Annotated in this window: 20 protein-coding genes and 1 pseudogene; 12 read left to right on the top strand and 9 right to left on the bottom strand. The window is 71.5% G+C overall.

Annotated elements, in window-relative coordinates:
* Positions 1–108 precede the first annotated feature (108 nt).
* A complete protein-coding gene (locus ACYVMZ_RS21690; protein ID WP_461082116.1) occupies positions 109–1,194 on the top strand; it encodes a GNAT family N-acetyltransferase in 1,086 nt (361 codons plus the stop codon).
* Positions 1,195–1,383: 189 nt separating this feature from the next.
* Positions 1,384–2,709 (top strand): lipase family protein, encoded by a 1,326-nt coding sequence (locus ACYVMZ_RS21695; protein WP_461082118.1) that lies wholly within the window; start codon positions 1,384–1,386, stop codon positions 2,707–2,709.
* A 129-nt stretch (positions 2,710–2,838) separates the two neighbouring features.
* Here ACYVMZ_RS21695 and pgm read toward each other — a convergent pair whose 3' ends face one another.
* The gene (gene pgm / locus ACYVMZ_RS21700; RefSeq protein WP_461082120.1) at positions 2,839–4,479 is read right to left on the bottom strand and encodes a phosphoglucomutase (alpha-D-glucose-1,6-bisphosphate-dependent); all 1,641 of its coding nucleotides are present in this window, start codon (positions 4,477–4,479) and stop codon (positions 2,839–2,841) included.
* 163 nt (positions 4,480–4,642) lie between these two features.
* Positions 4,643–5,179, bottom strand: a complete 537-nt coding sequence (locus ACYVMZ_RS21705; protein WP_461082122.1) for a DUF2269 domain-containing protein — start codon at positions 5,177–5,179, stop codon at positions 4,643–4,645.
* Positions 5,180–5,423: 244 nt separating this feature from the next.
* Here ACYVMZ_RS21705 and ACYVMZ_RS21710 point away from each other — a divergent pair, with 244 nt between their 5' ends.
* The gene (locus ACYVMZ_RS21710; protein WP_461082124.1) at positions 5,424–7,376 is read left to right on the top strand and encodes a protein-arginine deiminase domain-containing protein; all 1,953 of its coding nucleotides are present in this window, start codon (positions 5,424–5,426) and stop codon (positions 7,374–7,376) included.
* 279 nt (positions 7,377–7,655) lie between these two features.
* Here the strand turns inward: ACYVMZ_RS21710 and ACYVMZ_RS21715 are convergent, their stop codons facing one another.
* Positions 7,656–8,471 (bottom strand): ATP-grasp domain-containing protein, encoded by an 816-nt coding sequence (locus ACYVMZ_RS21715; RefSeq protein ID WP_461082126.1) that lies wholly within the window; start codon positions 8,469–8,471, stop codon positions 7,656–7,658.
* 438 nt (positions 8,472–8,909) lie between these two features.
* Between ACYVMZ_RS21715 and ACYVMZ_RS21720 the strand changes: the two genes are divergently transcribed.
* Entirely contained in the window at positions 8,910–9,602 is a 693-nt protein-coding gene (locus ACYVMZ_RS21720) for a GAF and ANTAR domain-containing protein (protein WP_461082128.1), read from the top strand.
* Between the two features lie 136 nt (positions 9,603–9,738).
* On the opposite strand, the gene ACYVMZ_RS21725 is transcribed toward ACYVMZ_RS21720, so the two are convergent.
* A complete protein-coding gene (locus ACYVMZ_RS21725) occupies positions 9,739–10,533 on the bottom strand; it encodes an SDR family NAD(P)-dependent oxidoreductase (protein ID WP_461082130.1) in 795 nt (264 codons plus the stop codon).
* Positions 10,534–10,912: 379 nt separating this feature from the next.
* Between ACYVMZ_RS21725 and ACYVMZ_RS21730 the strand changes: the two are divergent.
* Positions 10,913–12,488: pseudogene (locus ACYVMZ_RS21730) on the top strand (alpha/beta hydrolase).
* Positions 12,489–12,583: 95 nt separating this feature from the next.
* Here ACYVMZ_RS21730 and ACYVMZ_RS21735 read toward each other — a convergent pair.
* On the bottom strand, positions 12,584–14,269 hold the full coding sequence (locus ACYVMZ_RS21735) for a tetratricopeptide repeat protein (protein ID WP_461082132.1): 1,686 nt from the start codon (positions 14,267–14,269) through the stop codon (positions 12,584–12,586).
* A gap of 406 nt (positions 14,270–14,675) precedes the next feature.
* Here ACYVMZ_RS21735 and ACYVMZ_RS21740 point away from each other — a divergent pair, with 406 nt between their 5' ends.
* Both ACYVMZ_RS21740 and ACYVMZ_RS21745 read left to right on the top strand, forming a co-directional pair.
* On the top strand, positions 14,676–16,073 hold the full coding sequence (locus ACYVMZ_RS21740) for a GH1 family beta-glucosidase (protein ID WP_461082134.1): 1,398 nt from the start codon (positions 14,676–14,678) through the stop codon (positions 16,071–16,073).
* 194 nt (positions 16,074–16,267) lie between these two features.
* Complete coding sequence (locus tag ACYVMZ_RS21745; RefSeq protein ID WP_461082136.1) at positions 16,268–17,089, top strand: SAM-dependent methyltransferase; 822 nt, start codon at positions 16,268–16,270, stop codon at positions 17,087–17,089.
* A gap of 68 nt (positions 17,090–17,157) precedes the next feature.
* Here the strand turns inward: ACYVMZ_RS21745 and ACYVMZ_RS21750 are convergent, their stop codons facing one another.
* Entirely contained in the window at positions 17,158–18,075 is a 918-nt protein-coding gene (locus ACYVMZ_RS21750; RefSeq protein WP_461082137.1) for a helix-turn-helix domain-containing protein, read from the bottom strand.
* Between the two features lie 125 nt (positions 18,076–18,200).
* Positions 18,201–18,431 (bottom strand): DUF397 domain-containing protein, encoded by a 231-nt coding sequence (locus ACYVMZ_RS21755; protein WP_461082139.1) that lies wholly within the window; start codon positions 18,429–18,431, stop codon positions 18,201–18,203.
* Between the two features lie 184 nt (positions 18,432–18,615).
* Between ACYVMZ_RS21755 and ACYVMZ_RS21760 the strand changes: the two genes are divergently transcribed.
* The 5 genes from ACYVMZ_RS21760 to ACYVMZ_RS21780 all read left to right on the top strand — a co-directional run bounded on the left by ACYVMZ_RS21760 (position 18,616) and on the right by ACYVMZ_RS21780 (position 24,861).
* Entirely contained in the window at positions 18,616–19,209 is a 594-nt protein-coding gene (locus tag ACYVMZ_RS21760) for an ATP-binding protein (RefSeq protein ID WP_461082396.1), read from the top strand.
* Between the two features lie 28 nt (positions 19,210–19,237).
* Positions 19,238–19,783 carry a hypothetical protein gene (locus ACYVMZ_RS21765; protein ID WP_461082141.1) on the top strand — a complete coding sequence of 182 codons (546 nt, stop codon included), beginning with the start codon at positions 19,238–19,240 and terminating at the stop codon, positions 19,781–19,783.
* A 173-nt stretch (positions 19,784–19,956) separates the two neighbouring features.
* On the top strand, positions 19,957–22,692 hold the full coding sequence (locus ACYVMZ_RS21770) for a SpoIIE family protein phosphatase (protein ID WP_461082143.1): 2,736 nt from the start codon (positions 19,957–19,959) through the stop codon (positions 22,690–22,692).
* Positions 22,693–22,810: 118 nt separating this feature from the next.
* Entirely contained in the window at positions 22,811–24,175 is a 1,365-nt protein-coding gene (locus ACYVMZ_RS21775) for an FAD-dependent oxidoreductase (RefSeq protein WP_461082145.1), read from the top strand.
* 188 nt (positions 24,176–24,363) lie between these two features.
* Positions 24,364–24,861: a lamin tail domain-containing protein gene (locus tag ACYVMZ_RS21780; RefSeq protein ID WP_461082147.1), complete on the top strand. Its 498-nt coding sequence runs from the start codon at positions 24,364–24,366 to the stop codon at positions 24,859–24,861.
* A gap of 64 nt (positions 24,862–24,925) precedes the next feature.
* On the opposite strand, the gene ACYVMZ_RS21785 is transcribed toward ACYVMZ_RS21780, so the two are convergent.
* Both ACYVMZ_RS21785 and ACYVMZ_RS21790 read right to left on the bottom strand, forming a co-directional pair.
* On the bottom strand, positions 24,926–25,081 hold the full coding sequence (locus ACYVMZ_RS21785; RefSeq protein ID WP_461082149.1) for a hypothetical protein: 156 nt from the start codon (positions 25,079–25,081) through the stop codon (positions 24,926–24,928).
* Between the two features lie 98 nt (positions 25,082–25,179).
* Entirely contained in the window at positions 25,180–25,599 is a 420-nt protein-coding gene (locus ACYVMZ_RS21790) for an Hsp20/alpha crystallin family protein (protein ID WP_461082151.1), read from the bottom strand.
* Between the last annotated feature and the right edge of the window lie 78 nt (positions 25,600–25,677).

Here is a 25,677-nt window from a genome sequence, read left to right on the forward strand (position 1 = left end):
GTACCGGCAAAGGCCTGCGCCGTGCGGCCTGAGTACTGCCTGGTGCCGACACACGGTCATGAGCAGGCCTTCGTGTGTCCATCGCTTTTCACGACATGGGAGGCAGAGTTGTCCGGAAAGCGCATTCTCGTTCTCAGGCCGGAGGAACTGACCGCGAACGACCACAAGATGTGGCGGGAGATCCGGACGGAATCCGGGGCACCGGCGAATCCGTTCCTCGACCCGGTGTTCACCACGGCAGTCGGACGGGTCAGGCCCGGGGCGGCGGTGGCGGTGTTGCAGGAGGACGGCTCCCCGGCCGGGTTCTTCCCGTACGAGAGAGGGCCTTTGGGGCAGGGCCGGGCCATCGGGCTCGGAGTGTCGGACAGTCAGGGGGCCGTCTTGCGCCCCGGAATACGGATCGACGCCCGCAGGTTATTGGCGCCCTGCGCGCTGTCGTCCTGGGAGTTCGACAATCTCGAGGCCGGTCAGGGTTTGTTCGTGCCGTATGCGGCGGAGCAACTCGCCTCGCCGGTCGTCGACATCGACGAGGGGTTCGAGCGGTACACGGAAAGGCTCCGTGAGAAATCGCCGAGCTTTCTCAGACAGACTCTGGCCAAGGAGCGGAAGCTGGCCCGGCAGGTCGGCGAGGTGCGGTTCGTGTACGACGCGCGGGATCCGGACGCGCTGCGGGCGCTGATGGAGTGGAAGTCGGCGCAGTACCGGCGGACGGGCCGGCGGGACCGGTTCGCGCAGGAGTGGATCACCCGGCTGGTGGGGCTGCTCTCCGAGAGCGACGAGCCCGAGTGCCGTGGGGTGCTGTCCGTGCTGTACGCCGCCGGCCGGCCCGTGGCCGCGCACTTCGGGCTGCGCTCCCGCACGGTGCTGTCCTGGTGGTTTCCGGCGTACGACCGCGCGTACGGCAAGTACTCGCCCGGGCTCGTGCTGCAGCTGCGGATGCTGGAGGCCGCCGCGGCCGACGGGATCCGGATGGTCGACCTGGGGAGCGGGGCGGCTCGCTACAAGGAGTCGTTCAAGACCCGGGACCTGCGGGTGTACGAAGGCGCGGTGGTGCGTCGGGGGCCGGGCGGGGCCGTCCACTGGCTGCGGCGCGAGCCGGCACGGGCGGCCCGCCGCTTCGTGCGCCACCGGCCCCGGCTGGCGGGTGCCGCCTCGCGAGCGCTGGCGGAGGTGGGGCGGCTGCGCAATCGCTGAGCAGCAGGACACCCTCCCCGCGCCAGGCGAAGAATGCCTGAAGTTCCGTACGGATATTACTGAACCGTAATCTACCGAGCGCTACCGCGGGTAACAGTGGCGACAGTACCGTCCCTGACAGTCCGTCTAAGAACGGTCCACCGAGCCGCAGAGGAAGGCTTCGCCACCCCTCTCCCCAGGAGGTCCGCCATGCCCGCATCCCCCCGGCTGTTGGCCGCGGCCGTCACCGTGGCCGCCTGTCTGGGCACGCAGGCCGCCCCGGCCGCCGCAGCCCCCGACTCCGACCCCGTGGTCTCCCGCGGCGTCAGGATCCCGGCGTTCTACACCCCGCCCGCCACGCTGCCCGCGCAGAACGGCGCCCTGGTGCGCAGCGAGCCGCTGCCGCTGGCCCTCAGCCTGCCCGGTATCGACGGCCCGCTGCCGGGCCGGGCCACCCGGCTGATGTACAGGTCCACCGACTCCAACGGCCGGCCGGTGGCCGTCACCGGCGCGTACCTCGAGCCCTCGGCCGCCTGGCGGGGCAGTAGTCCCCGGCCCCTGGTCGCCGTGGCGCCCGGCACCATGGGACAGGGCGACCAGTGCGCCGCCTCCCTCGGCCTCGAGCGTCCCCTGCTGCTCAACGGCCAGACGATCTCCGTCGGTTACGAGATCCTGGCCGTCTACCGCCTCCTCGCCAGGGGCATCGCGGTCGTCATCACCGACTACCCCGGCCTGGGCGCGACGGACCGGCTGCACACGTACGTCAACCGCGTCGACGAGGCCCACGCCGTCCTGGACGCCGTCCGAGCGGCGCGCTCGCTCGGCGGAGCCTCGGTCACCGAGGCCTCGCGCGTGGGACTGTTCGGCTACAGCCAGGGCGGCGGTGCGACGGCCGCCGCGGCCGAGCTGCAGCCCGGCTACGCCCCCGACGTCGCCCTCGCCGGAACCTACTCCGGGGCACCGCCCGCGGACCTGGCCGCCGTCACCGACGCCATCGACGGCAGCGATCTGGCCGGGGCGCTGGGGTGGTCGGTGAACGGTTTCCTGCAGTCCGAGCCGTCCCTGAGACCCCTCGCGGACAAGCACCTCAACGCGGTCGGCAAGGCCGCGCTGACCGACCTGTCGACCATGTGCGTCGGTGACGCCCTCCTCGCCTACAACTCGGCACGCAGCACCACCTGGACGAACGACGGACGCGCCCTCGGCGACATCATCCGGGCCGAGCCCGCGCTCCGGGACTTCCTGGCCGAACAGCGCATCGGAACGATGAAACCGAGCGGGCCCGTCCGCGTGGCGACCGGCGTCAACGACGACCTCGTGCCGCACGGTCAGTCGCGTGAACTCGCCGTCTCGTGGTGCCGCAAGGGCGCGGACGTCACGTACAAACCCGTTCGGCTGCCCAACGTGGGCAGCTCACTGATCAACCACTTCACTCCCCTGCTGGCCGACCAGGGCGAGGCCATCTCGTGGCTGACCGACCGCCTCGACGGCAGGCCCGCCACCTCCACCCGCGCGACCCTGCCGGCACAGCCCTGACACCGGTACGGCGGCGGACATCGGCCGATACGGTGCAGCCCGGAACACGGCGGGAAGCCGTCACAGCGGCGGCGAGAAGCCGTCACAACGGCTGCACCGTATCGACGGATCGACGGCCATCGAGCCGTCTCAGCCGCCCAGTGCCGCCAGCACCACGGACTTGGCCTCATCCTGGACCCGGCGGAGGTGGTCGGGTCCCAGGAACGACTCGGCGTAGATCTTGTAGACGTCCTCGGTCCCCGAGGGGCGGGCCGCGAACCACGCGTTGGCCGTGGTCACCTTGATGCCGCCGATGGGCGCGCCGTTGCCCGGGGCCTCGGTGAGCACCGCGGTGACCGCGTCCCCGGCCAGGGTGTCCGCGGTGACCTGTGCGGGCGAGAGCTTGGCGAGCAGGGCCTTCTCCTCCCGGGTCGCCGGGGCGTCGATCCGCGCGTAGGCGGGCTCGCCGAAGCGGGCGGTGAGGGCGGCGTAGTGCTCGGACGGGGTCTTCCCGGTGACCGCGGTGATCTCGGAGGCGAGCAGCGCCAGGATGATGCCGTCCTTGTCGGTGGTCCACACCGAGCCGTCCCGGCGCAGGAAGGACGCACCGGCCGACTCCTCCCCGCCGAAGCCGATCGAGCCGCTGACCAGCCCGTCGACGAACCACTTGAACCCGACGGGCACCTCGACCAGTTCGCGGCCCAGGTCGGCGGCGACCCGGTCGATCATGGCGGAGGACACCAGCGTCTTGCCGATGCCCGTACCGGCCGGCCACTGGTCGCGGTGCGCGTACAGGTAGGAGATGGCGGCGGCGAGGTAGTGGTTGGGGTTCATCAGCCCCGCGTCGGGGGTGACGATGCCGTGCCGGTCGGCGTCGGCGTCGTTGCCCGTGGCGATCTGGAAGCGGTCGCGCCGCTCGATGAGCGAGGCCATCGCGTGCGGCGACGAGCAGTCCATACGGATCTTGCCGTCCCAGTCCAGCGTCATGAACCGCCACGTGGGGTCGGTGAGCGGGTTGACCACGGTCAGATCGAGGCCGTGCTGCTCGGCGATACGGCCCCAGTAGGCGACCGACGCGCCGCCCAGCGGGTCGGCTCCGATGCGCACACCGGCCGCGCGGATCGCGTCCAGGTCCAGCACACTCGGCAGGTCGGCGACGTAGGTCCCGAGGAAGTCGTAGCGGCCGGTGCCGGGGGCGGCCAGCGCCCGGGCGTAGGGGATGCGTCGTACGTCCTTCAGGCCGCCCCTGATGATCTCGTTCGCCCGGTCCTGGATCCACGAGGTCGCGTCGGAGGCCGCGGGACCGCCGCTCGGCGGGTTGTACTTGAACCCGCCGTCGGCGGGCGGGTTGTGGGAGGGGGTGACGACGACACCGTCCGCGAGGCCCGTGGTGCGTCCTCGGTTGTGGGTGAGGATGGCGTGCGAGACCGCGGGGGTCGGGGTGTAGCCGTCCGCGCTGTCGATGAGCACGGTGACCTCGTTGGCGGCGAACACCTCCAGGGCGGTGACCCGCGCGGGCTCCGACAGCGCGTGGGTGTCGGCGCCCAGGAAGAGAGGACCGTCGGTGCCCTGCTGGGCGCGGTACTCGCAGATGGCCTGGCTGGTCGCGGCGATGTGGTCGTCGTTGAACGCGCTGGCCAGGGACGAGCCGCGATGCCCGGACGTCCCGAACGCGACGCGCTGACCCGGATCGTCCGGGTCGGGGTGCAGCGCGTAGTACGAGGTGACCAGCCGGGCGATGTCGACGAGGTCTCCGGGACCGGCCGGCCTGCCCGCTCGCTCGTGCTGCATGTGCCCGCTCCTCCGCATGGGTCGGTTCTTCGCTTGCGGTCACATCTTTCCCCGTCACAGCCGCGACGCGCGAGTGGGCCCGGGTCTTCCGGTGCCTGCGGGAGGCCTGCCGGCTGCTTCGGCAACGGCACGGAGCGGCCGAAGCGGGACCGGCACACGCCCGTCAGGCTGCCCGGCGGACGCGTTCGGCCTCCAGCGGCCCGCGGGCCGAGGCGCGCAGTTTCCGGCCGCGGCGGGTCAGGCCCCAGGGCTTGAGGATCGAGATCACCGTCATGAAGACATAGGCGGACAGGGAGACGACCGGCCCGAACAGGACGTCGCCCGCGTCGGGCAGCGGGCCCCCCGCGGTGACGGCGGCGACCGCCGAGTTCACCCCGGGGCGCAGGGCGAAGACCGTGGCGGTGGTCGTGGCCAGGGTCAGCCAGAACTTCGTGCAGACCCATCGATGCCTCGCCAGGCCCCACGGCGTGCCCAGGGACAGCAACAGGCCGCTGAGGAGGGTGAGGAACGCGACGGGGAGCAGGAGCCAGTCGGCGAACAGCTTCATGGCCCGGACGGAGGCCTCCACGGTCACCGCGGACCCGGTGGTGGTCGCGGTGATCCCGAGGGCGAGCAGCCCGAGCGAGAGCCCGAGCCAGCCGGCGGAGGCGGCTGCATGGACGGCGAGGGAAGCCCGGCGTGCGGGGCGGTTCAGCTTCACCTGAGACACGGTGCCGGGCGGGAGCCGCGAGGGCGTCTGACAGCGGGAGTAACCCCGCCTACTGGCGTCGGCGTACGCCGCCCGGCCCCGCGTACGCCGCCGAACAGCCCGTTGCCGGGCGTGCCTTGGCCTCATGCCGGGCTTCCCCACGCGAGTGTCAGGAATCTTCGCCGTACAGCCAACGCACAGCTCCTGTCCCTCCTCTTCTCCTGCGACACACCCCCCACTCAGGAAGGGACGCACTGTGCGTACACGTACGCGTACACGTACGGCCTCCGCGGAACGCGTGATCCTCGCGATCGCCGCGGCGGGATCCGTACTGGCCACGACCACCCCCGCCGTGGCGGCGGAGCCCGTCGCCACGGCGGATCTGCGGGCGGACGTGAACCGCGACGGGCGCGTCGATGTCACGGGCGGCAGCGACAAGCGCGGGGAAGACCGCTGGGCCGTGGAGCGCGGAGCGGTCTATCTGCCCAACATCGACGACGACTCCAGGCGCTGTCCGGTCACCGGCCCCGGCGGCAGAGCGCTGTCCGACGCCAAACTGGCCGCGTGCAACGACGGTTCCGACACCAAGGTCAACGGCACCGCCGACGCCGCCGACCTCGCCCGGGTCCGGTCCGTGCCCATGCCGGGCCTGCCGAACGACGCCACGGGCAGCGTGAAGCTCACCACGGGGGCCCAACACACCCGGGTCTTCGTCAAGCGCTCCGGCGCCTGGACGCCCGTCACGGCGCGGACCCGGCTGTCCGCCGCGGAGCTGCGCGCCGGTGTGGAGTTCGGCGTCGAGGCCACCGATGTGATCCGGGACAGCGCCCGTTGGGACGGCCGGGCGGTGATCCGGCTGGCCGTGACGTCGCGCGGCACGACCACGGCCGACTCGGTCACGTTGCGCGTGGCTCCGCTGCTCACCCATCACCCCGTGCAGAACGCCCAGCAGGTGATGGTCACCAAGGTGCGCGGCAGCGGTGAATGGGAGCGCCTGCAGCAGAAGTTCGTCAAGAACCTGGGACGGGAGGTCCAGCGGGCCGGAATCACCAAGCCGCTGGTGACCTTCGAGAAGTACGGCGACATCTGGGCGCAGGACTTCGTCGAGCCGGCCTACGTCAGCATGGCCGGACCGGGCGGGCAGCGGCAGCTGATGCGGGTGATGCTGCGTTCGGCCCAGCCGGACCGCCCGGCGGGCCGGGAACTGTTCGAGAAGGTCCGCGGCAGGGACATCGGTGTCGTCCAGGCCTTCGACCGGGGCGAGCCCGACGACTGGTCGCTCAACTCGTTCGGGAACCTGGAGACCATCCCGCCCTACGCCCACGGCGGCCGCTCGTTCCCGGCCGGACGCATCATCATGGGCGAGCGCAAGGACAGCGGGGCGCGGCCGTCGAAGGCGATACGGACGCTGCTGAAGTCCCAGGGCCTGCAGGACCCGCTGCTGCTGGACACCTCCTGGCTGCACGTCGGTCACGTCGACGAGTTCGTGCAGTTCCTGCCCGCGGACACCCCGCGCGGCTGGCGCATCGGCGTCGCCGACCCGCAGGCCGGGCTGAAGCTGCTGCGGGAGGCCGAACAGGCGGGCCACGGCGGAACGAAGATGTTCTCCGTGCCGCGCCTGCCGGACCTGCCGGCCCCCGAGGAGACCATCGCGCAGGCCCTGGCCTCCCGGCACCTGGTGGCCGACAACGAGCTCGCGGCCCGGCGCATCACGGCCAATCTGGAGATCCTCAAGCGGGAGACCGGCGTCACCGACGAGGAGATCGTGCGCGTGCCCGCGCTGTACACGCGCGGCACGGAGTCCGAGGGGCCGGCGGCGGACGGCATGCGCGTGCCGCGCCTGACCCGGATGGGCGCCGACGCGTCCCTGATGAAGTCGCTCGAGAAGTACGGGCATCAGGAGCGGGTCCCCGGCGACCGGAGCGGGTCCGGTGCGATGGCCGCGCCGACGGTCCAGACCAGCGCGTACGTCCCCGGGGCGGTCAACGGGATTCTGCTCGGCCGCGACCGCTACCTGGCACCGCGTCAGTGGGGCCCGGTCATCGGCGGCAAGGACATCTTCACCGAGGCGGTCACCGCCGCCTACCGGCAGGCCGGCATGAAGGTGTCGTACATCGACGACTGGTACACGTACCACCTCGGCATGGGTGAAGTGCACTGCGGCACCAATACCCTGCGCGACGCCTCGGCCGCCTGGTGGATGCGGTGAGGTCCGCGTTCCGCGCGTGATGTCCGGCCTTGTCCGCACCGCACTGTGCGGCGCGGACAAGGCCGGACCCCGGGTCCCGTCCTGCCGGTCACCTCTCCGCGGCGAGGGCGCACGCCGCTTCGGACTCCGGTTCCGGTCGCGGGGCGCGGGCTGCTTCGGACTCCGGTTCCGGTCGCGGAGCGCGGGCCGCGAAGTCCGGTGTCCGCAGTCGCGCGCGGCATGCCTCGACGATGGCGGGAGTGACCGCGGCGGCCGTCGGCTGCCATGCGGGGTTGGCGTTCACCTCGCACACCAGGAAGCCGCCGTCCGCGGTGAAGAGCAGGTCCCGGCCACGCCCAGGCCGACCGTCTCGGCGGCACGGACCGCCAGGGCCTCCGCGTCACGGTGGCGGCCGGGGCAGGGAGTGATGGTCCCGCCCAGGGAGACGTTCGACTTCAGACCGCCGTCCGTGGCGGTGCGCACCTGCGCCCAGACGGCACGCTCGACCACGATGACCCGCAGGTCCCGGCCGTGGGAGAAGGCGCAGTACTCCTGGAAGAGGTAGGGGACGTCGGCGCGGAGGCTGCCCGCGACGTCCCGGAGCATCGCCCGGTCCGGGGCCAGGAAGACCTGCCGGCCCCGGTGACCGCGCACCGCCTTGACCACGCACGGCTCGAAGCCGTGCGCGCCGACCGCGTCGCCGAGGGGCACGTCGGAGTACGTGACGGAGTCGGGTACCGGCAGCCCGGCCGAGGCCAGCTCCTGCAGGTGCCAGAACTTGTTGACGCAGGCCAGCACCGCGTCGATGGGGTTGACCAGCGCGCTGCCCATGAACTGCAGATGCCGCAGCAGGGTGACCTCGCGGTCGGTGCTCACGGTCGGGGTGGGAAGCCGGGCGTAGACGACGCGCGGTGCCCGTACGGCCGTCCCGTCCGCGCGGTGCAGGGTCAGCCGGCCGTCGTGTACACGCATGAGCAGCTCGCCGGTGCCGACGACCGCGCATCCGTCCCCGAAGGCGTGGGTGAAGCCCTCCGTCAGCTCGGCGCAGACCCTCGTCTGGTCGAGGCCCGGTCCCAGCAACAGCCACACGTCGGCGGCTGCGTCACGAACGCCCATACGGTGGATTCCAGCCTCTCGCGATGCGGACAGCGGGTGCCCGTGTTGTTCCGGCGACACGGGGATCATCGCGGAGGTGGCCGGCCGTGGGGCCCACACGCGTGGGACGACACGTACGGGCGACGTCCGGAACGTGAACGAGACGCGCCGGCCACGGCGTGTTGACCGCTGCCGGCCGGCGGAAGGCGGTCAGTCCGCTCCGGGCCCGCCCGGACCGGGGCCGGGCCGTCGGCCCCCGCACCTGCGGCAGGAGCGACGGCGCCGGGCGGGACCGAGGAGTAGGCTGCGTAAGGTGGCAGTCGTGTCGGCGTCGATGCTCAGCGCCCGGCCGCGCGCTGTGGGGTCGATCATCGTCCCCGCCACGGCGGGCGCGTCCCGACAACGAGACCTGGGTGCCTTCCGGCACGGAATGGTGCGACGAGCGGACGGTGGGTACCCATGGAGTGGTCCGGATTCGCCGAACAGATGGCCCGGCTCGCCCGGCACCTGCTGGCGCAGGAATCCACGCAGGCGACGCTCGACGAGATCGCCTCGTCGGCCGTCAAGCTGATCGAGGGATGCGACGCCGCGGGGATCCTGGCCCTGAGCAAGGGCCGCACCGTGACGCTCTGCTCCTACGGCGACGTGGTCGCGGAGTCCGACAGGCTGCAGGGTGAACTGTGTGAGGGTCCCTGCTTCGACGCCGCTCGTCGCACGGACGGCGAGCGGTTGTTCCGCATCACCGACATGACGAAGCCGCAGCCGGACTGGCCCCGCTTCGCGCCCGCCGCCCGTGACCTGGGCATCGGAAGCATGATGGGCTTCCTGCTGTACACGCGCCAAGAGGACTTCGGTGCCCTGAACCTCTACTCCCACCGCCCCGGGGCCTTCACGGCCGAGAGCGAGACCGCCGGCTGGCTGCTCGCCTCGCACGCGGCCGTCGCCCTGGCCAGCGCCCGGACCGTGGACCAGCTCGAGCACGCTCTCGAGACACGCCATGCCATCGGTGAGGCCATGGGCATCCTGCGCGAGCGGCACGGCCTCAGCGAGGATGCCGCCTTCGACGTGCTCCGCCGTATCTCCCAGCACCACAACGTCAAGCTCCGGGACGTGGCGCAGTCCATTCGCGCCGAACCGTCCGGGAAGGGCTGACGAAAAGGGGTACGCGGGCAGGACACGGAGCCGCTGCTGCAGAAGCAGCTCCGTGAGGTGTCGTGGTTCGGACCGTAGCCACGACACCGCTCTTGTTCGTATGCCCGCGCTGCGCCGCCGCCCGCGCCGCGCCTCGTCACGGCAGGATCGAGTCGACGTAACCGCCGTCGACGCGCAGCGCGCCTCCCGTGGTGGCCGAGGCCTGTTCGGAGCTGAGGTAGACGACCATGTTGGCGATCTCGTCCGGCTCGATCAGCCGCTGCAGCAGGGACTGCGGCCGGTGCTCGCGCATGAAGACGCGCTGGGCCTCGTCCCAGGGCAGGTCGCGGTCCACCAGTTCGTAGACGAAGTCCTCCACTCCCCCGGTGTGAGTGGGGCCCGCGATGACGGAGTTCACGGTGACTCCGGTACCGGCCGCCTGCTTGGCGAATCCCCGGCCGACGGCGAGCAGCGCGGTCTTGGACATGCCGTAGTGGATCATCTCGGCGGGCGTGACCACCGCGGAGTCGCTGGCGATGTACTGGATCCGCCCCCAGCCGCGCTCGGTCATCCCCGGCAGGAACAGGCGGGTCAGCCGTACGGCGGCCAGGACGTTCACCTCGAAGTAGCGCCGCCACTCGTCGTCACTGATCTCCAGGGGCTCGGCGGCGCCGAAGATGCCGAGGTTGTTGACGAGGATGTCCACGTCCGGCACGGCCTCCGCCACCCGGCCCGCGCCCTCCTCGGTGGTCACGTCGGCGGCCACCGGCACCAGGTCGGCCCCGGGGACCTCCTGCGCCAGCCGGGCGACGCCGTCCGCCACGCGCTGCGGACTACGGCCGTTGACGGCCACCCGGGCGCCGGCACGGGCGAGCCCGGCGGCGATCGCCGCGCCGATGCCCTGAGTGGAGCCGGTGACGAGCGCCGTGCGGCCCTTCAGGTCGATCTGCATGTCCCAGTCCCCTTTTTGTCTGCGTATCTGCCTTGGGTGCTCGTTCCCGCCAAGATTAATTGCATACGCGCTCTACCGGCAATCACTTGATACCCGCTCACACAATTGATCGCCTACGGAGGCGCCGCCCGCAGGATCCGCCGGTCCTCGGGCTGCCCCCCTCCTCCCCCCTGGGGATCTCCCCACCCTCGAACCGGCTGCCTGCCGGAGTGATCGCACCGCCGCCCGTGCCTAGCGTGAGAGCGCCGCCGCCCGTGGGGGCCGCCGCTCTCGTCACCGACCGTGCCACGGACACCCCCTGCGGACTTCCTCTTGCGGACTTCCTCGGCATCGTCCAGGCGGCCCTGTGCGAGGGCCGCACCTCCGAAAGGACACCCACGTGCTCCACTTCCGTACCGGAAAACAGCGGGGCTCGGCTCCCGCAGGCCGGCCGGCTCCTCGTACGGCGGTCGCCGCGGCCCTGTGCCTCACGGCGGCGCTGGCCGCCACCGGGTTACCCGCCGCGGCCGCCCCGGCCGACGCGCCGGCCGGCGATCCACTCGCCGGCTACCACCACCAGAGCCTCGACTGGAAGAGCTGCGTGCTGGGGTCCGGCGACGCCATAGGCAGGGAGCTGGAGCAGGCCGGTGCCCAATGCGCCGACGTCACCGTCCCGTTGGACTACGACGACCCGGACGGCCGGACGATCACCGTGGCGATCTCCCGGATACGGGCCACCGACACCACGCACCGCGTGGGTGCGCTGCTGCTCAACGGCGGCGGCCCGGGCGGTCAGACGCTCGGTGACCCGCCGTGGGTGCGCAAGGCGATGAAGGACGTCGGCGCCCGTTACGACGTGGTGGGAGTGGACCCGCGTTTCGTCGGCCGCAGCACACCGCTGGACTGCCACTGGCCCACCGGCACCTCCTTCCGCGGTGCGGGCACCGGCCGCGCCGGGTTCGACCGCGCTGCGGACCTCGCCGAGGAACTCGCCCGCCGCTGCCGAACGTACGAGGGCGACGTACTGCCGTATGTCAGCACCCGGAACACCGCGCGCGACATGGACGTCGTCCGCGCCGCACTCGGTGAGCGCAGGATCTCCTATCTCGGTTATTCGTACGGCAGTTATCTGGGCCAGGTGTACGCCACGATGTTCCCCGGCCGCACCGACCGGGTCGTCCTCGACGGGGTGGTCGCCCCGGACCGCTACGGGCCCCGGCTGCTGCGCGGCACGGAGCCGGCCAACCGGCGTGCCCTGCGCAACTGGGCCGCCTGGGCCGCCGCCCGCGATGCGGCGTACGGCCTGGGCCGCACCAGGGACGCGGTGCTGGCGACGGTGGACCGCGTCCAGGCGGCCGCCGCCCGCGAGCCCCTGCGGCTGGGTGGCCACCGGGTGGACGAGCACACGGTGCCCATCGTCGTCTTCAACGGCCTCTCCCAGGACAACGACGCCGCCCACGCGGACTTGAGCCGTACGGGACTTGCGGCGTGCCGCCGACGGCCATCAGGTCACCCCGTCGCCGTGGCTGTCCGAGGCACTCGGGTTCATCCTCACGGGATCCGACTCCCACTACGGCAGCGTGCAGTCGGCGATCCTGTGCGGCGACGTGGCCGCCCCGCGCGACGCGGAGGTCTACTGGCGCGACGTCCAGCGTGCCCGCGAGCGTGATGCGTTGTTCGGCCCGGTCACCCACAACATCGGGCCGTGCGCCTTCTGGGACGCGCCGCGCGAGCGGCCGACCACGATCCGGGACGATCTGCCGGCCCTCCTGGTCAACGCGACGGGCGATCCGCGCTCGACGTACGAGGGCGCGGTGGCGGTGCGCCGCATGTGGCCCGGCTCCCGCCTGATCACCCTCCGCGACGCGGACCAGCACGCGGTGTACGGCGTCTTCGGCAGCACCTGCGTCGACACGACGGTCAACGCCTACCTGGCCACCGGCGAGCTCCCGGCCAGGGACCTCACCTGCGCGTGACGACGTGCCGGGCGGGGGACCGTTGATCTCGCGAGGTCAGCGGTTCCCCGTCCGGGGGCTAACGACAGGGTGCTCTGGAGCGGCGTCTCGTACGGTCAGGGGCAGTGGCAGCCGTCCGGGCCGGCGGGCTGTGGAGCGGTTTCGAGGCGGCAGAAGCAGGACGACCGGACCGGTACGTCGGCCAACGCGGTGGCCATTTTGAGCTGCTGGGCCACGATGGCGGCCTCGCCGGTCCTGCCGGTGCGGGTCAGGCACTCGTGGAACCCATGCAGGGCCCAGACGTTGCCGGGGTGCTGCAGGGGGCGGGGCAGGGTGTCGTCCAGGCCGAGGTCCGCGCGGTAGACCGCCTCGGCCTCGGCGACCCGGCCCTGTTCGAGCAGGAGTGCGCCATACGCGTGCCGGGTGGGCTGCATCCAGCCCCACGGCTCGTCGTAGGGGAGGTTGTCGTCCAGCTCGATCGACCTCTCCAGCGCCGCGAAGGCCGCGTCGAAGTTCCCCTTGCGGTAGTCGAGTTCGCCGTCCAGCATGGCCGCCGCGATGGCGAGGATGTCCCGGCAGGTGTTGTTGAACAGCATCCGTGTCTCCGGTACCCGGTCCACCGCGGCGCGGAAGGCCTCGCGTTCGGTTTCCGCCCGGTCGGTCCGGCCGGTCGCCGCGAAGGCGACTCCGCGGGCGTAGTGGAGCATGGCGGTGGTGACGGAGTACAGCTCCGGGTCGGCCGGGGCCGGCAGGGACAGGATGTCGGCCCAGCGGCCGAAGCGGATCAGGACGTGGACGCGCATGGCCAGGAAGCCTTCGAGCCAGTCGGCCATCGGCGGGCTCTGGACGCGCAGCAGGTCGTCGGGGACGGCCGCTTCGAGCTGCGCGGCGGTGTCCAGGGCGACCTGCGACTGGCCGAGGAACATGGCGCCGTAGATCTTGAAGTGGAGGTTGTGGGCCCGGTAGAGGGTATAGAAGTTCATCGCGCCGACCCGCCGGCGGAACTTCTCGTCGGCGGCGATCGCGGCGCTGTTGGCGGACACGACCTGGCGGTAGTCGCCGCACAGGACGTCGAGGTGCGAGGGCATGTGGTGCAGGTGCCCGGCGTCGGGTACGGCTCCGCGCAGCCGGTCGGCGACGGGGAGCGCCTTCTCCGGCGTCGGGGACATCTCCATCAGGTGGATGTACAGGTGGAGGATGCCGGGGTGCCGGGCCCCGGCGTCGCTGCCGAGGGCCCTGTCGAGTACGGCCTTCGCCTCCAGGGTCCGGGCGCCCGCGGCGGGTCGGCCCGTCCTGAGGTCCCACAGCTGCCAGGGGGTGAGGTTCATGAGGGCGTCGGCGTACAGCGTGGCCACGTCGGGGTCGTCGGGCGCCAGGTCGTACACCGCGCGCATGCTCTCCGCGTAGGACTCGTTCCACACCGAGCAGTCCTCGACGGCCTGCGGTTGGGGGTAGCGGGCGCGGAGTGCGCCGATGAGGGCCCGCTCGACGGGAGTGGCATTCTCGGCTTTCACGTGCGCCTGTTCGACAGCGTGGTGCGTGCGTCCGACCGTACGGGTCAGTTCGTCGGTGTCGAAGAATTCCCAGGGCTTGTTGTAGTTCGGGCCGAGGGCGTAGGCGATACCCCAATGGGCCATCGCGCAGTCCGGGTCGGCGTCGGCAGCCTTTTCGAAACAGGCGACGGCTTCCTCGTGGTTGAACGCGTACGCCCACATCAGACCGCGGTCGAACCAGAGTTGTGCTTCGGGAGAGGTCGTCGTGACGGGACGGGTGTACGGGCCGAGGTCGTAATAGTCATCCATTTCGAAGTCTTTCTCGCGTCGCGACGAACCCCTCTGGGGATTGCGGAAGGCGAGAATAGCGGTTGCGTGCCCGCCCTTCAGGGAGCGTCAATTCACTTTTGCCTCCCTGAACATCGGGCACCCGTTTTCCCCTGTTCCCCTACACCTGTGACGCGGCGAGCAACTGCATCGACCGCGAGTTCTCCAAGCTCTGCCCGGCTCCAGGCCGATACCGGCCGAGTGTCGCCGGCTCGATGGAGCCCTGTCCCGGTAACGAGCGGAGCCGCGCGCCCGGGTCTCGATAGAGTGCGCCGGTGCAGCCACCCGCGTACCGGACACCGCGTCCCGCGGCCCGGCCGGACCGTGAGTCGGGAGCCTCCTTCGGCCGTGAAGTGACCACCGCACACCTCGAGATGGGCCTCCTCGCATGAGTGACTTCCCCCGCTTCCCGCCGGGCTTCGTCTTCGGTGCCGCGACCGCCTCGTACCAGATCGAAGGCGCGGCCCAGGAGGACGGCCGCGGCCCGTCGATCTGGGACACCTACAGCCACACGCCCGGCCTGGTGGCGGGCGGCGACACCGGTGACGTCGCCTGCGACCACTACCACCGCTATCCGCAGGACGTGGCCCTGCTGCGGGACCTGGGCGTGGACTCGTACCGCTTCTCCATCGCCTGGCCGCGCGTCGTGCCCGACGGATCGGGCGCGGTGAACCCCAAGGGACTGGACTTCTACTCCCGGCTGGTCGACGAACTCCTCGCGGCCGGCATCGAGCCCGCCGCCACCCTCTATCACTGGGATCTGCCGCAGGCCCTGGAGGACCGGGGCGGCTGGCGGCTGCGGGAGACGGCGGAGCGTTTCGCCGCGTACACGGCCGTCGTGGCCGAGCACCTGGGTGACCGCGTACCGCGCTGGATCACCCTCAACGAGCCGTGGTGCAGCGCCTTCCTCGGCTACTCCGTCGGCCGGCACGCCCCCGGCGCCCGCGAGGGCCGCGGCGCGCTGGCCGCCGCCCACCACCTGCTGATCGGCCACGGCCTGGCCGTGCGGGCGCTGCGCGCGGCCGGCGTGCGCGAGGCCGGCATCACCCTCAACCTGGACCACAACCTGCCGACCACCGGCTCTCCTGCCGATCTGGCGTCCGTCGTCCGCGCCGACACCCAGCACAACCTGGTGTGGACCGAGCCGATCCTGGCGGGCCGCTACCCCGCCACCGAAGAGGAGACCTGGGGTGAGCTGATCACCGGGCAGGAGTTCCGGCGGGACGGCGACCTGGAGCTGATCTCCCAGCCGCTGGACTTCCTCGGCGTCAACTACTACCGGCCGATCGTCGTCGCCGACGCCCCCTACCGCGAAAGCGATCCCGCGCGGCGCGTGGCGACCGACAACCGCTACGCGGAGGTCCGGCTGCCGGGCGCCCGGTACACCGCGATGGGCTGGCCCGTGGCCCCCGGCACCTTCACCGACCTGCTGGTCCGGCTCAAGGAGCGGTACGGCGACGCCCTGCCGCCGATCCACATCACGGAGAACGGCTCCGCCGAGGACGACGAGGTGAGCGCCGACGGAGCGGTGCACGACGCCGACCGGGTCGCCTACCTGCGGGACCACCTGGCCGCGCTGAAGGCGGCGATGGACGCCGGCGTCGACGTACGCGGCTACTATGTGTGGTCGCTCCTGGACAACTTCGAGTGGGCCTACGGCTACGACCGGCGCTTCGGGATCGTCCGGGTCGACTACGCCACACAGGAGCGGATCCCGAAGGACAGCTACCACTGGTACCGGGCCATGATCGCCGCCCAGCGGGGAGGGGCCGGCGGAGCTGCCTGAAGGGGTGCGGATGCCAGTCGGTGCCGGTGCGGTCGCAGCGGCACCGGGCGCCGCACCGCTGCCGGAACGCGACATCCACCGTGTCGTTCGTTCGGGTTGCTTCAGCAGTGGGCTGGCACCGGCCGAGTCCGGCTCCCTAGGATGTATTCCCTGTCATGCCAGGCCAGTTGGCGCGGCACCAAGCAGGGGGAACGATGCCCATCGACAAGCAGCTGTCCACGCAGATCGACGCCAATGTGCCGACGGCCGCGCGGATGTACGACTACTACCTGGGCGGCAAGGACAACTACGCGGCCGACCGTGCCGCGTGCGAGGAACTCGACAAGGTCGTGCCCAGCACGCGCCGCCTGGCCCTGAACAACCGGCGCTTCCTCCAGCGGGTCGTCAGGACCCTCACCGAGGAGTACGGGATCCGGCAGTTCCTCGACCACGGCTCCGGGCTGCCCACCCAGGACAACGTGCACCAGGTCGCCCAGCGCATCGACCCGAGCACGCACGTGGTGTACGTCGACAACGACCCGATGGTCCTGGTCCACGGCCGTGCGCTGCTGGAGCAGGACGAGCGCACCGCCGTCATCCACGCGGACATGCGGGCCACCGACGAGATCTTCGACCACCCCGACACCAAGCGCCTGATCGACTTCAGCCAGCCGGTGTGCGTGCTGTTCAACTCGGTGTTCCACTGCATCCCGGACAGTGACATCGACGGGCCGCTCGCGGTGGCCCGCCGGGTCCGGGAACGGCTCGTGCCCGGCAGTTTCATGGTGATGTGCCAGCTGGTCAGCGAGGACCCCGAGGTCCGCGCCTTCGTCACCGACTTCATGGACCAGGCGACGCAGGGCCACTGGGGCCGCGTCCGTGAGGAGAAGGACGTCGCCGAGCTGTTCGAGGGGCTGGAGATCCTCGAGCCGGGGCTCGTGGAGGTGTCCACCTGGCGACCGGACACCGAGGTCGCACCTCGCCAACTCACCCACGAGTGGATCGAGTTCGGCGGAGTGGGGCGGATTCCGCAGTAGCGGGGCCGACTGCGCCGGGAACGCCCCTCACCGATCCGGGAGGGGCGTTCCCGTGTCGTGCTCCCGTATCAGCCGGGGTAGCGCTGCTCCATCGTGTCGCGGAGCATCTCCAGGGAGTCACGCGGCTGGAGGGCCTCGTCCGCGAGCCGGTCCAGCGCGATCCGGTACTCCTCGGTCTCGTCGCGGTCCTCGAGGAAGGTGGCGCTCCTGATCTGCTCGAGGTAGACCACGTCGGGCAGGTCCAGGCCGCCGAAGCGCAAATACGTGACCGGGATGGCCGGGGCCGACGCGTTCGTCACGTTCAGCGGCACGATCTGCACCGTGACATTGGGACGCTCGGCCATCGCGATCAGGTGCGCGAGCTGTTCACGCATCACCTCGCGGCTGCCCAGGACCCGCAGCAGGACCGACTCGTCGATCACCGCCCACAGCTGCGGGGCGTCCGGCCGCAGCAGCAACTCGGCCCGGCGGGTGCGCAGTTCGACGCGGCGCCGCACCTCACCGGCGGGCGCGTTCGGCAGGCCGCGTTCCACCACGGCCCGGGTGTAGGCAGGGGTCTGCAGCAGACCGGGCACGTACTGGATCTCGAACGTACGGATGGTGGCGGCCGCTTCCTGGAGCCCGACCAGCCGGTCGAACCACTCGGGCATCAGCCGCTTGTCGTACCGCTGCCACCAGCCCGGCTCGCCGGCGCGCTGCAGCAGCTTGAGCAGCACCGAGGCCTCGTAGTCGTCGGTGCCGTACAGCCGCAGCAGCGCGCGGACGTCGCTCTCCGACGGCGGGCGGCGGCCCTTGCCGGACTCGATGCGGGACAGCTTCGCCGGGCTGAACCCGACGGCGCGCGCCGCCTGGTCCTGGGCGTACCCGGCGTCCTCGCGGAAGCCTGCGAGCTGCACTCCGACCAGCATCTTCAGCAAAGTCGGAGCTGGCTCGGGCCTGTCCAGATAGGGTTCCAGACGGGAGATGCGATGCGACGCGGCGGACATCAGAGCTCCCAGCAAACCGGCACAAGGGCGATTTACACTATCGCACTTCGCCGGGCCTCATCGCACCCACCCGCGGATCCCCCACAGAAGTGGGGAGTTGGGCTCCGCTTGTCCCTGACGGGAGTTCACAGCAGGTGGTCGAACTCGCCGTCCTTGGCCCCGGCCAGGAACGCCGCCACCTCCGCCGCCGTGTAGACCAGCGCCGGCCCGTCGGGATCACGGGAGTTGCGCATCGCGATACCCCCGTCGACGAGAGCCGCGACCTCGACGCAGTTGCCCTCGGCGTTGCTGTGCCGGCTCTTGATCCAGCGGGCGCCCAACGAGCTCGCCCGCACTCCGTTCTGCACTGGTGGCACCGCAGTCTCCTTGCTGTTCCGGTTTCACGCCGCGTGCCGTGCCCGATCGCCCGGGCGGGACGGCCGGGTCTGCCGGCCGTACGCGATCCCGCTCGAACTTCGCGCAATTTCTCGTGCAATTGCACGCGAGCGCCGTCAGCGTGGATAATAGCTGCGGCGTCAACCCCCGGTTCGGCGCCGCATCCTGACGTCGCATCGAGGAGATGCCGTGTCATTACCTGCGCATCGCGTGCTCCGGCCGCCGAGTGGGGCCGCGGCACTCGCAGGTGGTCCCGGCCTCGTCAACGGACTCCCGCACGGCCCGTACACGCCCACGTCGTACGAGGAGCCGACCCCGATGCCGGAGACGTCGAGCGTCACGTCCGCCTGCGCCGCGCTGAGCATCGAGTGCAGCCGGGAGGGGCTCGCCCGGGCCCGGTCCTTCACGCGCGACACCCTGCACGTCTGGTCGCTGGACCACCGCCGTGACGACGCCACCCTGGTGATCACCGAGCTCGCCGCCAACGCCGCGACACACGCCGCGCACCCGGCGCCGCGCACCACGGGCGCGCCGGAGATCCGGCTCGCGTTCCGCCTGGACCCCGCGTACCTGCTGCTCACCGTCTCCGACCCCGACGACAATCCGCCCGTGTACGCGCCCACCGCCGACTCCGCGCTGGAGGAGCACGGCAGAGGGCTGTGCATCGTCGACGCCCTGTCCGAGGCGTGGGGCTGGTCCCCGACCCCGCCGTCGGGCAAGACCGTCTGGGCCTGGTTGTCGACCTGTCCACCCACCTGACACGACTGCCGCGGAAAGGCACCCCGCCATGCGCAGCGCTTCGACACAGCAGCCGAGCAGCGAGCGCCCCGAGCGCGACAAACCCCCCACGGGGGTGGCCCGGACCACGCCGCTCGCGGCACTGGACCGTGTGCCCTGGGGCGACATCCAGGACTCCACCGGCTCGGCGACGGCCATTCCCCTGCTCCTCAACGGCATCGCCTGGGGCGACGCCGACACCGCCGAGGCGGCCCTGCGCGACCTGCGCCAACGGATCTGCCAGTACGGCTTCGTCGTGGAGCAGGCGACCGCCGCCACGGTTCCCTTCCTGTGGGATCTCGCCCAGCTTCCCCACGTGACCTGCCGGGCACAGATCATCCAGCTGCTCAAGAGCATCGCCGACGCCCGGCAGTGGGAGAGCACCGCGGCGGTCTACCCGAAGCTGCTCAATCACCGCGAGAACCCCGTGGTGTGGGAGCGTGCGGCACGGCAGGCGGTCCGCGACCGGCACGCCGACCTGAGGCGGCTGATGGCCGACGAGGACACCGAGATCGCCCGGGCCACGACGGAGCTCGCCCGCTCCCTCGGGGAGTGACCCGGGGAGCCGGAACTGCGCGCGGCGTGACGCGACGGCGGCGTGGGACGTGACGCGACGGCGGCGTGGGACGTGACGCAGGAGCGGCCTGAGTGGTGACGAAAGCGTGAGGACCGCCTGTCACCATGGGTGACGCCCTCGCCTCCGGAGTCCCGGCAGTGTAGACATGGCACATGGTCCGACTCGTGGGTCGATCCGGGACTCGCTCGCCCGTGCGACCCGGCGGACTGCCGTCCGAGCGGCAGCGGAGGGAGGCGGGCCCGTCGCGGTGGCATCCGGTGGCGGGGCTGCGGTCGGTGCTGAGCGGGCGCAGCGTCGCCGGACAGGTGTTCCTGCTGCACGTCGTGATCGTGCTGCTACTGGTCGTGGCTGCCGTGGTGGCGCTGGTGCTCCAGGTGCGGCACGACACCGCGCGGGAGGCCCGCCACCGCTCCCTGGCCGTCGCGGAGACGTTCGCCAACTCACCCGGCATCCTCGAGGCGCTGCGCAGCCCCGACCCCACCGCCGAACTGCAGCCGCGCGCCGAGGCCACCCGCGAGCTGGCGCAGGTCGACTTCGTCGTCGTCATGAACACCGACGGGATCCGCTACACCCACCCCAAGCCGGACCGCATCGGGAAGAAGTTCGTCGGGACCATCGGGCCCGCGCTGGCCGGGGAGCCCGTGACCGAGCAGATCACGGGCACCATCGGGCCGCTCGTGCAGGCCGTGGTGCCGGTGAAGGATCCCGACGGCAGGGTCGTGGGCCTGGTGTCGGCGGGCATCACGACCGCGCACGTCGGCGGCGCCGCGAACCAGCAGCTGCCCCTTGTCCTGTCCGCCGCCGCGGCCGCCCTCGCCCTGGCCACCGGGGGTGCCGCGCTGGTGAGCCGACGGCTGCTGCGCCAGACGCACGGCCTGGGCCCGCACGAGATGACCCGGATGTACGAGCACCACGACGCGGTGCTGCACGCCGTCCGGGAGGGCGTGATCATCGTCGGCGACGGGGGCACCCTGATGCTCGCCAACGACGAGGCGCAGCGCCTGCTCGACCTGTCCGCCGACGCCGAGGGACGGCATGTGCTCGACCTCGGCCTGGACCCCGGCACGGCGGATCTGCTGGCCTCCGGACGCGTCGCCACGGACGAGGTCCACCTGGTCGGGGACCGGCTGCTGGCGATCAACCAGCGGTCCACGGACCGTGCGGGAGGCCCGCCCGGGAGCGTCGCCACGCTCCGCGACTCCACCGAGCTGCGCGCCCTGTCCGGCCGGGCCGAGGCGGCCCGCGAGCGGCTCAACATGCTGTACGACGCCGGGGTGGGCATCGGCACGAGCCTGGACGTGACCCGCACCGCGGAGGAGCTGACGGAGCTGGCCGTGCCCCGGTTCGCGGACTTCTGCACGGTCGACCTGTTCGACGCGGTGCTCAGCGGCGGGCAGCCGGACGCGGCGGCCGCGCTGCACCGCACGGCGCTGGCCGGGATCCGCAAGGACGCTCCGCTGTACCCCGTGGGCGAGCACATCCGGTTCGTCGCCTCGTCCCCGCAGGGCCGCAGCCTCGCCGAGGGCCGGGCGGTCCTGGAGCCGCGGCTCGGCGACGCCCCCGGCTGGCGGGCGCAGGACCTCGAGCGCTCGGCGCAGGTCACGGAGTACGGCATCCACTCGCTGATCACCGTGCCGCTGCGGGCCGGTGCCCTGGTGCTGGGTGTGGTCGGCTTCTGGCGCTCGGAGAAGCCCGAGCCGTTCGACGCGGAGGAAGTGGCGCTGGCGGAGGAGCTGGTCGCCCGGGCCGCCGTGTCCATAGACAACGCCCGCCGCTACACGCGCGAGCACAGCATGGCGGTGACGCTGCAACGCAGCCTGCTCCCGCGCAGCCTGCCCGAGCAGAGCGCCCTGGACATCGCCTACCGGTACCTGCCCGCGCAGGCCGGGGTGGGCGGTGACTGGTTCGACGTACTGCCCCTGTCCGGTGCCCGGGTGGCGCTGGTGGTCGGGGACGTCGTCGGGCACGGGCTGCACGCCGCCGCGACGATGGGGCGGCTGCGCACCGCGGTGCACAACTTCACCGCGCTCGACCTGCCGCCCGACGAACTCATCACGCTGCTCGACGAGCTGGTCGGCCGCATCGACCAGGACGAGGAAGAGGAGGGCGCCACCGCCCCGGTCACCGGCGCGACCTGCCTGTACGCCATCTATGACCCGGTCTCCCGGCGGTGCACCGTCGCCCGCGCCGGCCATCCCCCGCCGGCCCTGATCCGGCCCGACGGCAGCGTGGAGTTCCCGGACGTGCCCGCCGGTCCCCCGCTGGGGCTCGGCGGCCTGCCGTTCGAGACGGCCGAGCTGGAGCTGGAGGAGGGCAGCCGGCTCGTCCTCTACACCGACGGCCTCGTCGAGGACCGGGAGCGGGACATCGACGTCGGCCTGGAGATGCTGCGCGAGGCACTGTCCCGGGCCGGTGAGTCGCCCGAGGACACCTGCCGGGTCGTGCTCGACTCCCGGCGCCCGGCCCGGGCCGGCGACGACATCGCGCTGATCGTCGCGCGCACCCGGGCGCTGTCCGCCGGACAGGTCGCCGAATGGCCGGTGCCGCCCGACCCGGCGGCCGTCGGCGAGGTGCGCGCCGCGGTCACCCGGAAGCTGGCCGAGTGGGGCCTGGACGAGCTGTCGTTCACCACCGAGCTGATCCTGAGCGAGCTGGTCACCAACGCGCTCCGGTACGGCGGTGACCCGATCCACGTGCGGGTGCTGCGGGACCGCAACCTGATCTGCGAGGTCTTCGACAGCAGCAGCACCTCACCGCATCTGAGGTACGCGACCATGACGGACGAGGGCGGCCGGGGCCTGTTCCTCGTCGCACAGCTCGCGGACCGCTGGGGCACCCGTTATCTGCCCGCCGGCAAGGTCATCTGGGCCGAGCAGCCGCTGCCCTGAGGCCTGCCCATAAAGCGCGCTTATGAGCTCATAGACCGGACCCGCGTACCAACTTAGGCTTGCCTTAGTTTAGGCTTCCCGGCGAGATCGCTTGTCGCCGCTCGAAGGGAACCTGACCATGCCCCGCCCCCTGCGGGTAGCCATCGTCGGATCCGGCCCCGCCGGGATCTACGCCGCCGACGCCCTGCTCAAGTCCGAGGTGGCCGCCGAACCCGGCGTGTCCATCGACATCTTCGAGCGCATGCCGGCGCCGTTCGGACTGATCCGGTACGGCGTCGCGCCCGACCACCCGCGGATCAAGGGCATCATCACGGCCCTTCACCAGGTGCTCGACAAGCCGCAGATCCGGCTGTTCGGCAACGTGGACTACGGCACCGACATCGGCCTGGACGACCTGCGCGCGTTCTACGACGGCGTGATCTTCGCCACCGGCGCGATGGCCGACCGGGCGCTGTCCATACCGGGCATCGACCTCGACGGCTCGTACGGCGCCGCGGACTTCGTCTCCTGGTACGACGGTCACCCGGACGTGCCGCGCACCTGGCCGCTGGCGGCGGAGAAGGTCGCCGTGCTCGGCGTGGGCAACGTCGCGCTCGACATCGCGCGCATCCTCGCCAAGACGGCGGACGAGCTGCTGCCGACGGAGATCCCGCCGAACGTCTACGACGGTCTGAAGGCCAACCGGGCCAAGGAGATCCACGTGTTCGGCCGCCGCGGCCCGGCGCAGGCGAAGTTCAGCCCGATGGAGCTGCGGGAGCTGGACCACTCCCCCACTATCGAGGTCATCGTCGACCCCGAGGACATCGACTACGACGAGGGCTCGATCGCCACCCGGCGCGGCAACAAGCAGGCCGACATGGTCGCCAAGACCCTGGAGAACTGGGCGATCCGCGACGCCGGCGACCGCCCGCACAAGCTGTACCTGCACTTCTTCGAGTCGCCGGTGGAGATCCTCGGCGAGGACGGCAAGGTGGTCGGGCTGCGCACCGAGCGCACCGAGCTCGACGGCACCGGGAACGTGAAGGGCACCGGCACCTTCAAGGACTGGGACGTGACCGCGGTGTACCGCGCGGTGGGCTACCTGTCCGACAAACTCCCCAAGCTCCCCTGGGACATCGACTCCGGCACCGTGCCGGACGCGGGCGGCCGGGTCATCGGCGAGACCGGCGAGCACGTGCAGTCCACGTACGTCACCGGCTGGATCCGGCGCGGCCCGGTCGGCCTGATCGGTCACACCAAGGGCGACGCCAACGAGACGGTGGCCAACCTGCTGGACGACTTCGCCAACGGCCGGCTGCACACGCCCGTCTCCCCCGCCCCCGAGGCCGTGGACGCGTTCCTCGCCGAGCGCGAGGTCCGCTTCACCACGTGGGACGGCTGGTACCGGCTGGACGCCGCCGAGAAGGCGCTGGGCGAGCCGGAGGGCCGCGAGCGCGTGAAGATCGTCGAGCGTGAGGACATGCTGCGGGCGAGTGGCGCGTGAGCGGTTGAGCCGCCACTGACGCGCAGAGGGGCCCGGGAGCGGCAACGTTCCCGGGCCCCTCCGCGCGTGGCGGTGTGCCGTGTTCCGGTGAAGCCGGTACCGCGGTGACGCGGGTTGTGTACGATCCCCTCCTTCACCGAAACACCACACGGCCTTCATCGAAAGGCCATACAGGGGGGACGACTTCCATGCGTATACGCCTTGTCGACGCTGCCACCACCGCCGCCGCGGGCGCGCTGGCCGCTCTCGCGGCGGCCCCGGCCGGGGCCGCCGAGTACGACTCCGCGCTGAAGATCCGGGGGATCCAGTACGACGCGCCGGGCCGGGACTCCAACAACTGTTCGACGGGCAACACCGACGAGGAGTTCCTGACGGTCAAGAACTACTCGTCCTCGAAGACGGTGAACCTCAAGGGGTACGTCGTGAAGGACGCCACCGGCAACAAGTTCACCTTCTCCGCCAACCACTACCTGCAGCCCGGCGACTATGTGAAGCTGCGCGGCGGTCACGGCACCGACTCCGACGGGCACAACGTCGTCTACCGCGACAACTGCAACTTCATGTGGAACAACGACAAGGACACGATCTACCTGTACAAGCCCTCCGGCAGCCGCGCCGACGTCCACTCCTACACCAAGCGTGGATCGGACCCGGACGGCAACGGCTACATCACGTACCACGGCTGATCCGCCGAGCGGGCAGGCAGGGCGGCCGGACGGTGAACTCCGCTCCGGCGCCCGCCGCGCGCTGTCAGGAGTCCGTCCGGGCGAACGCCGCCCGGAGCCGGTCGTAGCGGTCCACGTCGGTCCAGATGTCAGGACGGTGCGGTCGCCCGGCGCACCAGCCCCAGACACTGGCGGCGATGCCGGTCAGCAACGGAATGAGCAGCCATGCCAAGGCGCTCACGGTGGCCCTCCCTCCGTTCTGTGGTTCCGGTACGCGTCGCACCGGGACCCGGCGGGGGGTTCCGGGGCCCGGTGCGACGTGCGGTGCGGATGCGCGGGTCAGCCGCTCAGCTCCTTCTGCCCGCCGCCGGTGACGGCGATCTTGCGCGGCTCGGCCTGCTCGACGACCGGGATCCGCAGCTTCAGCACACCCGCCTCGTAGGAGGCGTCGATGCGCGCGGTGTCGAGCGTGTCGCCGAGGAAGAGCTGGCGGCTGAACGTCCCGGTGGGCCGCTCGGTGATCACCGTTTCGCTGTCCTCGCCGTACGCCGGCTTGCGTTCGGCCTTCACGGTCAGGACGTTCTCCTCGACGTCGAGGTCGATCGACTCGGGGGCCACGCCCGGCAGGTCCAGCTCCACGAAGAAGGTGTCACCGTCGCGCCAGGCGTCCATCGGCAGCACGCTCGGGCGTGCGACCGTGCCCCAGACCTGGCCGGCGAGCCGGTCGAGCTCCCTGAAGGGATCTGTCCGCATCAGCATGTGAGTCCCTCCTTCCTGCGGTCCTGCGTTGCTCCGCCTCTCTTTCTTATATACCAGGACGCCGGAAAGTTAATACAG

The sequence above is a fragment of the Streptomyces deserti genome (assembly GCF_054782695.1).